We start from the raw sequence: 9665 nt of genomic DNA, 5'->3' as shown, positions 1-9665 counted from the left end.
GTAATCATTTCACCTTTTTTCGTTTTCTATACAATAAACCACACATTTGTCAAGATACCTTAAGTTGATGACATTGCTATCTGATAGCTGCGGATAAAAATTAAGCAGTCCTTTTCCACATGTAGCATGTGATATAGGGCTGCAGGTTATTGTGGGCACTGCCGGAACCAGCTGCGGCAGTGGAACCAGAGATAGTGTGCGAGTGAGAACCGGCGCTGGTAGTTGTCTTGTTGCTGACAGCAGTGTAGCCGGAAGTGGCGTCGATAAGCACTCGATTGCCACCGCTGGTACCCCATGAGGCTTTCTGGTTCTTTAAGTCATGGGTATGCCCACCAGCGCTTGCTGTTGCCAGCGTACCTTTTGCATGTGTATGGGAAGGCATCTGCGCTGTGGTCAGTGTGACAGTAGAAGCACCACCTGTTTTTTCTACTGTTGCAAAGTTTGTGTCGTTTGCATTCACGCCGACTGGAACACGGCCCGTTCCCCAAGCCACCCAAGTGCCTCCAAAGTAAGTGGAAGGGTTGGTGTTCTTGACACTCATGTAGATACTTCCGACAGGATAAAGAGCACCTGTGAATTCCTTGATGTAATCCTTCAGCAATTTGCCGTAGACCTTTACATCCCATTTTTCAGATACCTCAAAGCAGTTGTCTGTTTCAGATACCTTACCAACGGCCACACCCTTGCCACCACTCTTAAAGTCCATGACTACCGACGCTGTAGATACGATGTCTGTGATGCTGATAGTTGAGAATGCATTCTTTAAATCATAGCGGACCTCATAGGAGGTCTCGGTGGAAATCTTACCGCCACCAAAGGTGAAGGCCGTACCGGAATTGAAGCTGGCAGAGGCATTGGTCCACGTGCTACTTCCGGCGACTCGGTAGTAGGTGGAGCGAGTCACTGTATTCTTGGAGCTGCAGGAAGCAAAGCTGTAGGATACCGTTCCTTTGATGTAGGTTCCATCATCGGTGAGTGTGCCTCCGCTGTTACAACGCTGCGAGTTGTAGGAACTAAAAGAAGGTGGACTGTAGGCGACGACAGAAATTGACACGGTTGCAGCAGCAGAGGTTCTTCCTCTGGAGTCCGTTACGGTTGCTGTGAAGGTAATCGTTCCGGATGAGTTAAGGAAGCCTGTCGTGAGTGAACTCTGTGTTCCAGAGTAGCCGCCACCACTGATACTGTAGGACTTTATAGTGGAGCCGTAGATTCCGGCAGCGCCATTTATCGTTAGCGTTGCTTTCGACTTCGACTGCACATAGATACCCCAAGCGGCAGGGACAGAGCCATCCACACGAGTAGCAGTCAGACTGCTGATGGTAGGCTTGACGGAGGAAGGAACCGTCAAAGTTAGCGTGCAGGTTTTGGTTCCAATCTTAGATGAGCCATTGTAGGTATCGCAGGTAATCGTACAAGTACCGCTTGTCGTGCTTGGTATCTGATTTGCCAGTGTGAGAGCTGGTGTCCATGATACCGAAGTGGAGGTGGTCTTTGTCGTGATGGTCCCCTTAGCACTACTGAAGGTATAGGACAGCGTATGAGTGAAGGCGGAAGATGCTCTTGAAATAGAAATTGTTGTAGCACTTCCCATATTCACTGATGTTACCGATACCGAAGATGCTCTTGGAATCGTGTTTAGCGTATGTGTTCCGCTCGCTGATACATTAACCGCATAGCTATAGACACCAGCTTCACAGCTTAATTTGAAAGATTTTGTACCATCAGCGTTATGGCTGATCTTTAAAGACCCCGATGCTATCACAGTTCCGTTATAGAGCTGAATACGATTGTCGGTTGAGGTGGAGTAGACAGTTGTGCCGTTGATGACAGCCTTAAAGCCACCAGACATGACCCAGCCACTTCCTGAGCCGGAGCCTTTCAACGTCCATGCAATGGTAGATGTATTATTAGCTATATCTTGGCTGGACAGCGACCACGATAAGGTGACAGAACGTCCTTCTTTCGTGCCGGTTGTAATACTTCCGCTGGAAGCCATAATGAATCACTCCTTTATGATGCCGGGCCTCTCCACTTGATAGAGAGGTTACCGTTATTTCTTGGGATAAAGTCAAACCATCCTCTGGTCTCATTGCCAAGGGATAGCTTGTTACGAATCTCTGCATTGGTGATAACTAAGCTGTTGTTGGAGATGTAGGCAATTTTCTGACCATTTTCTTTGAAGGCCAGTTCATTGTTTGAGAGCTCAGCAGTGAAGGCATTTCCTACTTTGCCAAGTTCAATAAGAGCTCCTTTGAAGCGGATATATTCTTCAAGGAGCTCCTGATTAGTTGCGATATTGTCCTTCAGTTCATCTGTGACAGCAGAGAAATCCATGCGGATCTCACTACTGTTTTGCGTAATCGTAGATTGAAAATCCTGCTGGATAGTTGCCATTTCTGAGCGTGAGATATAGTCTTCACGGACAGCGAGACGAATCTGCTCTGAGGATTTTGAAATCTCCGAATAACACTCACGCACATTTTCCTGAATGGCTGCGATGTCATCCTCGTATCCGGCAACATTCTGGAAAGAGGCCTGACAGGAAGTGATAAGTGCCATAGGACCACCTCCTACTTGGAAACATCACACTGCAGTGTCAGTAAGCTGTCGATATCGGCAGCGGAGAGATAGATGACCTTGCCAGTCTTACCAAAGTTGACTGCATTGCCATCCTTATCCTGTGCGTACCAGTTATAGGTCAGAGACTGCTTTTCTGTTGCATCGGCCCAAGCGCTACCAGAATATTTCTGGAGTGTGACGGTCTTTGCTGAGTGACTGATTTTATACCAGAAGGCACCGGTCGCAGGATTGGAAGGTGCTGTCTCACTGATAGGGCCGAGCAGCGCATCCACTTCCTGCTGATTGGTGCGGACGATGACGTAAGGGCAGACACCACCCTGATTGTTCTTTACCGTAAAGCCTCCGATAGAAAGAAGCTCTGATACATACGGGTCAGATTTATCTTCAACTGTGATGACATCCACATAGGACTTGCCGCCATAGGTCATCGTGCAGCGGTAGGACTGAATGTTTACGATGTCGCTTCCAGATACCGTCAAGGTAGCAGAGGTCGCACCGGAGATATTTGTCCATTTGCCACCAGTGTATTTTGCCCACTGATAAGTAGCACTGGTGATAGCAGTCGTTCCAGAATAGGCAGAGGTTGCAAGTGACAGGCTTCCGGACTGGTTCATCACGATAGTGCCGTTGGGCGCATAAACGGAGAAAACAACAGCACTGGTGCCATTACTTCCTCTGGTGGACTTCGCCCATGCAAACTTCTTCACGACTGTTTTTCCAGAGATAGTGAAGGTCAAATCAACGGTACCATTGACAACATTCGCACCGCCGAGTGTAGCAGAGGCTGCAACAGAAAGAACGATGGAACCAGCAGCAGATGTAGCTGCCGCAGTATTGGTCTTCAGGGTCATACCAGAAGGCAGTGTTCCAACGGAGCAGGTACAGGCAGTCTGTGTGATGCCAACATATCCGGTAAATGGAATCGTGATATCAAGGGCTGCAGTTGCTGCACCAGAAGAGGAGCACGCAATGGTCTGGGCTTCATTACCGAGAATGATAGAAAGTCCGCCGGTTCCTGCTGCACCCGGAGACCCCGGAGAGCCTTTGCTGCCGTCATACATTTTGGTAATGGAAATGGTGTCATAGACATCGGCATCATCTGTAAGGAGCTTGATTTGAGCGACATTATCGACGAATACGGTGTGCGCAGGCTTTACGACGAGCGTTCCACCCGTGATGCTGGTATTGTCGGAAGTTGTCGGATAATCTGCCCATGCACCAGAGCTGTTTTTATACTGCCACTTGGAAATGGAGACACCCTGAATTTGTGCTGTCAATGTTGCCTGAGAAGCACCAACGAGCGCAGAAGAAGCATTGTACTTGAATACATAGGTATCTGCTGTCACATAGGCGAGCTTTGCGTTCTCTGCATTGCGCACCAAAGTGTAGGTAATATCCGATGTGATATTGACCGTGTTCTTGGTCTCGGAATCGTAGTAGCTGATATAGCAGATGTAGGTAATCATCCCTGTGGAAGAGGCAGCCAGCACATTGCTGTTGACCTTCAGGATTCCTCCGGTAACTTTCTCATTGGAATTCAGTGCTGTCTCAGCGCCGCTTCCGTCCTTGCGTTTCCATGTGATAGTCAGACCAGAGGAGTTGAGTGCAACATTGGTCTGGTCAAGGAAAACGACCGGCGTAAGTGTAAGATTTGTGCTGGCCCAGCTTGGTGCGTAGGTGTGCGGCAGCACATTCGGGTTTTCACTCTGCGTCTTAGGCAGATTGGAAGTGATATAAGCCGACAGCTTTCGTTGGTCTGTAATGTCCACGAAGGTCTGCTGGCTGGAAGTTAAGATTGTAGGCATTTTCTGGCCCTCCTTTATACAGATACTTCACAGTAGAAGGATGCGTTATCTTGCACATCCTCTGTGGTTATGATGATTGATTTCATTCCAGTGTGGGTGGAATCCCACTGTGCATCCGCCTCTTCATCACCGGATTTCCTATGCCAGACAAAAGCAGAATCCGGAAGAGTTGTAGTGATATCCTTATCCCATGAGTAAACCTTGCAGGAAAGACGACTATTCTGGCCCTTGTCCTTAAAGATGCTGATGCCATCCACGATGAGCTCCGTGCGATACATCTTAGAAGCAGCGATGCCATCCACCTTACCGGAAATACCCTCAATAGTAGCAGTCTGACCGAGCAGTTCATCCTCGATGGCTGTAAGGTTTTCATTTTGCTTTGCGGAAATCGTAGTAAGCTTGATACCGCTGGCCCCAATGGTGATGGTGTTGCCAGAAGGATTTAAGTAATCTACGGTCTTGCTCATGCAGGCGTAGCGCCCATCAATGCCATGAGGCGGAGACAGGCAGTCCAAAAATTGTCTGGCGTGGATACTGCCGATATCTGCTCCGGTGTCTGATTCGTCTACAACGGTCAGCTCCATGCTTGTGATACCGGCGATAAGTTCTGCCAGACGAGCATTGGCTTTGCGGAGCAGGTTTCCCGGAAGCGTGACATTTTCCCAGACCTCCGTGGTCCATATCCAGCCGATTTCTTTTACTGCGGCATCGTCATAGATATAATTTTGACCACCGTTTACAGAAGTGATGTCGATACGTTCATCGGATTCGACCTCGTTTCCTTCTTCATCGGTAGTCTTTTTCTTAGCCCCAAGTGGGATGAGAGCTGTGATGCGCTCGGTATGGTCACGGGTGATTTTGACATCCATGAGGTTTTTGCCATATTCCACAGTCTGGATAGAATGTACATTGAACTCAGCAAGGTAATCCAGAACCTTCCCGGAATCTGTGTAACGGACCATCAAGTAGCCGCCATGTGTATTGATGAGCTTACTTTTGATGGCGTCCAGCGTGCAGGAATACTCTGAATTGCTGTAGCTGATATAGTCATTGTTGTCCGTGACTGTGATATTCCCCAGTTTGAAACGTTTCTTTTCTTCAACGGCCTTATTGTGCACGGACAGGAAATACTCCAACAGACCTTTGAGGGTCCCCTTATAGGAGAAGGGCGGCTGCTGACTATCCTTGAGATAGGCCAGAGCCGACTCACAGGTCCAAGTATGCGTATTGTAAAAATCACTGCCGTCATTTAGAGCACGGCCTTCAAATAGGGTGTTGTCACCCTTTTTGCAAACAATGGTGGATGCCATCGGGTGGATGGAATCCAGATAGGGATGATTAAAAGGGGCAGACAGTGTCAGGCTATCGATGTTCTCTGCGTCCTCGGTCATCTTTGCTTCTGTAATAGCAAGCTGAGAAAGCTGCGGATGATAGAAAAGCTGACCATCAACATATATACGAAAGATACTCATAGGCGGCCCTCCCTGAAGCGGAAGGTCATCGTACCGGTTCCTTTGATGGTGACGGTATTTCTGCCAGCTTGTAATTCAAATTCTGGAAGCGTCCAAGTGCCAGCACTGAGAGACTTTCTAAAAGTATCGCCGCTGATGCTCCAGCTAAGAGCTGTTTCTGCCGTGGTAGTGATAATAGGGACCACAGGCATAAAGTCATTTTCGATGATAAGAGTACCGGAACCAGTCAGATTAACAACCGTCTCATCAACGTGGTAACGATAGGAGTCGGCATCTTCACTGGAAATTACCAGCTGACCTTTTCCGGAGATAGGGTCATATTCAGAAGTAATCTCCAAAGTTCCGATGGCATAAAGCTCAGGTTCTTCGCTGGTCGATACCTTTACGAGTTGACCGGCATAGCGGTTTGCCATTTCAGCAACCATCTGGTCATATTTTGTTCTGGTTCCCAGCATGGAAAATGTCAAAGCAAAGCTCCGAGGCTGATACGATACACGCCCCAGAGCTTCTGTATAACGAATGGGAGAATTCCTTCCCGGCACCACAATCGTATTGGTCTGCGACTGCGGCACGAGAAAGGAGATAGTTTCTCGGAGCCAGCCCATGCCAGCGACTGATGCTCCGTTTAATTTGATATCAGGTGTCATAGACTGAGCCTCCTTTGTAATTTTTGTGCTTTACCAAGCTCACCGTCGATTGCCGGGAGCAGGTGTCCAACCAGTGTACCGTCCTCAAGGTAGATACCTTTGCTGGAGTTATCTGCGATGACCGCCAGATATTTTTCCATTGCACTGGTATTGAGATGACTAGAAATCATCGCTTCCAGCTGCTTGTAGAAACCGGCCAGAGGAAGGATTGCTTCTGCACCGGCCTCACCACCAGCCATCAAGGAAGAACCGTTCATACCAAAGATGGTAGGACTGGTCATGATACCACCTTCCTTGTACCAATCGATAGAAAGATGAGGAACAGAAGGTGGAGCAATGGAAAGTTTACCGGATACTCTAAAGTGTGGCAGCTTGATATGCGGCAGTGAAATCTTCATGCCAGAGAAAAATCCCTTGATGGCATCCACCACACCTTTGACCTTGTTCTTTGCGGCCTCGATAGGAGTAGTAATAGCAGATTTTATGCCGTTCCATACCGAGGTGGCGGTCGATTTGATTCCATTAAAGATGCTGGTGACAGTGCTCTTTACGGAATTAAACACACTGGTGACCGTCGACTTGATAGCATTGACCGGAGTTGTGACTGCAGTTTTCACTGCATTCCACACTGTGGTCGCCGTGCTCTTTATCGCATTGAATACTGTCGTTACGACAGATTTGATGGCATTGACGACTGTGGTCACCACCGTTTTTATCGCATTCCATACGGTAGTAAATACGGTCTTGATGGCATTCATCACGGTGCTGATAACGGACGCCACTGCATTGATGACTGTCGTCACCTTGGATTTAATAGCATCCCAGACTGCGATGATGATTTCTTTACAGTTCTCCCAGATAAAATGGAATGGGAGAGTGATGATATCAACCGCAGCTTCCAGAATGGAACCAATCAGCATGATGCCAGTCTGGACGATGTTTTTGATGGTCTCCCAGATTCCAGTGAAGAAGGAGACGATGCCATTCCAGATTCCTTCAAAGAAGGTCTTTATATTGGTCCAGACCTCATTCCAGCTAGTGCCAAACCAGCCGAGGACAACGTCAGCAACACCCTTGATAACATTCAGGATATTGGTGAAGAAGCTGCTGATTCCGTTCCAGATGGAAGAGAAGATTTCCTTCACTCCAGTCCATGCTTGGGACCAGTTTCCGGTAAAGATGCCGATAAAGACATCAAGGATACCGGTTATGACACCAGTCACAGTGGAGAGAATATTGGCGATGTGATTAAACACTCCTTCAAAGATAGGAGCGAGAATCTGACAAAATCCATCCCAGACTGTTTTTAGTACATCCACGATATCTGTGAACTGAAATCCCAGCGCATTCAGTCTGTCCACGATTCCTTGACAGAAGCCAGAAATGGTATCTTTGATACGAGTCCATGTTCCGATAATGGCATCACGGAATCCTTCGTTGGTCCTCCAAAGGTGAACAAAGGTAGCCACCAGAACAGCGATGACTGCAACAACTGCCAACACGGGAGCAGATACACCACCAAGTGCAGCGCCCAGCTTACCGAGCACACCGGTTCCACCTTGGATTGCGACTTTCAGTTTGCTGACACCATTGGCCAGTTTTACGAATCCCTGCATCGCCACACCGATTTTCGATATGGTCGTTCCGATGATAATTAGTAGCGGTCCGATGGAGGCGACCAAAAGAGCAATGGTAACAATGGTCCTCTTGGTACCTTCACCCATCCCATTTAGCTTATCCACGAAGCCTTGGAGTTTCGAGACGATAGAACGGATGGCAGGCATCAGGATATCACCAAAGGAAATGGCAAGCTCCTGAAGCTGTGATTTTAAGATGGTGAGCTGACCGGCAAGGTTGTCCTGCATGGTCATAGCCATCTTTTCAGCGGAACCGTCACAGTTATCGATTGCAGAGGATAGCTTCTCGATATCGCCCTCGCCAGCATTCATCAGAGCGAGGAAGCCAGACATGGCATTCTTACCGACAAGGGATTCTGCAGCTTGGGCCTTTTCAGATTCCGTTAGGTTTCCGAAAGCAGAACGACAGTCAGCCAAAATATCGGAAAGGTCACGCATGGAGCCATCCGCATTTGTGGTGGCGATTGTGACATCTCCGATAGCCTTACCACTGATTTTTACATCACCGGCAAGATTGTTCATGATAGTACGAAGGGCAGTACCAGCCTGAGAAGACTTGATACCGGCATTGGCCATAAGACCGATAGCCTCTGCAGTATCCTCAGCGGAGAAACCAAGTGCACCAGCGATAGGAGCACAGTATTTGAAGGTTTCGCCCATCATGGATGCGTTCGTATTTGCATTGGAAGATGCTGCAGCGAGGATGTCAGCAAAATGGCCGGAGTCCTTTGCAGAAAGTCCGAAAGCAGTAAGGGCATCGGTCACGATGTCAGAGGTTGTTGCTAGGTCTTCACCAGAGGCAGCAGCCAAGTTCATAACGCCCTCAATACCGCCAAGCATATCCTCCGTTTTCCAGCCAGCCATCGCCATGTAGTTCATAGCTTCAGCAGCTTCGGTTGCAGAGAACTTAGTCTTGGAACCCATCTCACGGGCCTTGCTACGAAGGGCATCAAAGTCTTTACCTGTAGCACCCGAAACAGCAGCCACCTGACTCATAGCAGAGTCAAAGTCAGCTGCTGTCTTTACTGCGGCGACACCAACACCACCAATTACGGTGGTCACGCCCATCATCTTTTTACCAGCACCAGCGATGGAGTTACCAACAGCCTCCATCTTCTGGCCAGCCACATCTATTTTAGAAAGCGCAGTGCTTGTAGTGGTAGCTTCCTGCTGCAGGCGTCGTAATTCTTCCTCGGTCTCTACGATTTCACGCTGGAGAGCGTCATATTTGTCCTGACCGAGTTCGCCGTTTTCCAGCTGTTGTTTCGCCTGCTCCTGTGCTGCCTTGAGGGAATCCAACTTTTCTTTTGTGGCTCCGATGGCATCTTTTAAGAGTCGTTGCTTCTGAGAGAGTAGCTCCGTATTGGAAGGGTCCAGCTTCAAGAGGCGGTTGACGTCCTTCAGGGCAGACTGCGTGGATTTGATTGAAGTATTGACCGACTTTAAGGCTTTATCTAGGCCGGTCGTATCACCACCGATTTCAACAGTGATACCTTTGATTCGGTTTGCCACGTGTGCGTCACC

The 9665-nt window shown here is 48.5% G+C and carries 6 protein-coding genes; all 6 read right to left on the bottom strand.

The window, feature by feature from the left end; all coding sequences use genetic code 11:
* Positions 1–100: 100 nt before the first annotated feature.
* From ACESPQ_RS18420 to ACESPQ_RS18395, 6 genes are read right to left on the bottom strand one after another with little or no spacing between them, the layout of a single operon-like run.
* Positions 101–1996: a DUF859 family phage minor structural protein gene (locus tag ACESPQ_RS18420; RefSeq protein WP_373144700.1), complete on the bottom strand. Its 1896-nt coding sequence runs from the start codon at positions 1994–1996 to the stop codon at positions 101–103.
* 14 nt (positions 1997–2010) lie between these two features.
* A complete protein-coding gene (locus tag ACESPQ_RS18415) occupies positions 2011–2559 on the bottom strand; it encodes a hypothetical protein (protein WP_109771049.1) in 549 nt (182 codons plus the stop codon).
* A gap of 11 nt (positions 2560–2570) precedes the next feature.
* A complete protein-coding gene (locus tag ACESPQ_RS18410; protein ID WP_109771050.1) occupies positions 2571–4385 on the bottom strand; it encodes a hypothetical protein in 1815 nt (604 codons plus the stop codon).
* Positions 4386–4399: 14 nt separating this feature from the next.
* Positions 4400–5857: a phage tail spike protein gene (locus tag ACESPQ_RS18405; protein WP_109771051.1), complete on the bottom strand. Its 1458-nt coding sequence runs from the start codon at positions 5855–5857 to the stop codon at positions 4400–4402.
* Complete coding sequence (locus ACESPQ_RS18400) at positions 5854–6504, bottom strand: hypothetical protein (RefSeq protein ID WP_109771052.1); 651 nt, start codon at positions 6502–6504, stop codon at positions 5854–5856. Before ACESPQ_RS18400 ends, ACESPQ_RS18405 begins: the two co-directional genes overlap by 4 nt.
* The gene (locus ACESPQ_RS18395; RefSeq protein WP_109771053.1) at positions 6501–9653 is read right to left on the bottom strand and encodes a phage tail tape measure protein; all 3153 of its coding nucleotides are present in this window, start codon (positions 9651–9653) and stop codon (positions 6501–6503) included. Before ACESPQ_RS18395 ends, ACESPQ_RS18400 begins: the two co-directional genes overlap by 4 nt.
* Between the last annotated feature and the right edge of the window lie 12 nt (positions 9654–9665).

The organism is Clostridium sp. HGF2 (genome assembly GCF_964240115.1).
In the GTDB taxonomy this organism is placed as follows: Bacteria; Bacillota_I; Bacilli_A; order Erysipelotrichales; family Erysipelotrichaceae; genus Clostridium_AQ; species Clostridium_AQ innocuum.
The sequence above is the reverse complement of the archived record's forward strand: the minus strand, read 5'-3'. Positions and strand labels throughout refer to the sequence as shown.

Excerpts from the sequence above, each read along its gene's own strand:
- ACESPQ_RS18415 (WP_109771049.1), bottom strand. The coding sequence starts at position 2,559 with ATGGCACTTATCACTTCCTGTCAGGCCTCTTTCCAGAATGTTGCCGGA.
- ACESPQ_RS18405 (WP_109771051.1), bottom strand. The coding sequence starts at position 5,857 with ATGAGTATCTTTCGTATATATGTTGATGGTCAGCTTTTCTATCATCCG.
- ACESPQ_RS18420 (WP_373144700.1), bottom strand. The coding sequence starts at position 1,996 with ATGGCTTCCAGCGGAAGTATTACAACCGGCACGAAAGAAGGACGTTCT.
- ACESPQ_RS18410 (WP_109771050.1), bottom strand. The coding sequence starts at position 4,385 with ATGCCTACAATCTTAACTTCCAGCCAGCAGACCTTCGTGGACATTACA.
- ACESPQ_RS18400 (WP_109771052.1), bottom strand. The coding sequence starts at position 6,504 with ATGACACCTGATATCAAATTAAACGGAGCATCAGTCGCTGGCATGGGC.